At 55.7% G+C, this 1367-nt stretch carries 1 protein-coding gene; it reads right to left on the reverse strand.

Going from position 1 to position 1367, the window contains the following annotated elements; genetic code table 11:
• Nucleotides 1-1349: sensor histidine kinase (locus tag ACOCD2_RS20100; RefSeq protein ID WP_419584547.1), on the reverse strand; the 1349-nt coding region annotated here is incomplete at its 3' end.
• Between the last annotated feature and the right edge of the window lie 18 nt (nt 1350-1367).

Genomic DNA, 1367 nt, shown 5'->3' on the forward strand with positions numbered 1-1367 from the left:
AGCCCTGTTCCTCTCGCCTTGGTGGTAAAGAAGAAATCACAGGCGCGTTCCAGCACGTCCTGTGCAAGCTCTTCTCCCTCATTGGTGACAACAAGCTCAAGCCAGTTATCGGCCTCTTTAAGCAGAACTTGAATTTCGCCGCCTTCGGGGCTGGCTTCCTGCGCATTTTTAAGCAGATTCAACAATACCTGCTGCATTTTTTCGCTATCCATTCGAATCGGCGGACATTGTGCACATCTCTTACGTGACAGCCGCAGACGTTTTTCTGCCAGCAGCCTTTCTTCCAGCCCGAGCACCTTGTCAAGCAAATCATTGAGCAACCTCGGCTGCTCATCCCTCACTACCGGGCGTACATAATCGAGCGTCTGGCTTAACATGCCTTCGAGACGATCCACCTCTCCCAGCACCAGTTCGACACGCTGTTTTTCCCGGTCGGCCAGTCCTTCACTGCGGCTCACACCCGACAGGGCTAGCTTGATGGACGCCAGGGGATTTCGCATCTCGTGAGCCAGCACGGAAGCAGTCTGGCCAATGGTAGCGAGACGGGCCTGGTCGAGAAGCCGCTCCTGGGTCTGTTCCAATTCCCGGGTACGCTCGGCGACCTGCTGTTCCAGGCCATATTCATAACGCCGCCCTACCCAGCGCAAAACAAGAAACCCCAGCAACCCGATCAGACCATAGGTGATCAGCAAAACCACATCCAGGTGCAGATGCAGTGAATCCATCAGAACCAGCAATTCCGACAGATCACTGCTGACACCCAGCGCCCATTTTTCGGTTCTGTTTGCCGGTACAGAAAGGTTGTGCAGGGAAAGCAATTCAACCGACCCTGAAGGCGTTCTGCGCCAGGCATTACCGTCCCAGGTGGACAAATCGTGGATAGGCGCGCCATCGAGCTGCCTCGGCATACTGTCCAGCAGGTCATTCAGCGGATACGGGAAAGATGCTCTGTTCTGGCTGTCGGCAAGCACCATGCCGGTCTCCCGGTCAACGAGGAAAAGCCGAATACCAAAAGGTTCGGCGTGCTCGATAAATGCCTGAAAGTTGCTGACGATGACAGGCGTTGCCACGCCATCCTGAAGGGAACGTTCGAGAATCGGCTGCATCCTGGCAATCACTTCCTGATTGTGGTCGATACCGTGTTCCACCAACTGCCCTTCCAGATAACCAATAATATGCCGGCCACCGAACAGACCGATGATGATGACCACGACCAGCATCAGCAAGAAGCTGATGATGGAGACCGTCAGCCGCTGCCAGCCATGGAGAGCGAAGCGAAGGCTGGTAGACCCCAGTAGCCGCGAGGCCGCACTGTTTTCCCGGCGTGCCTTGCGCCAGAGGGAAAACAAAGTAGGCCTCCGAACGCG

This window comes from Thiolapillus sp. (assembly GCF_048562965.1).
Classification (GTDB): domain Bacteria; phylum Pseudomonadota; class Gammaproteobacteria; order Chromatiales; family Chromatiaceae; genus Thiolapillus; species Thiolapillus brandeum_A.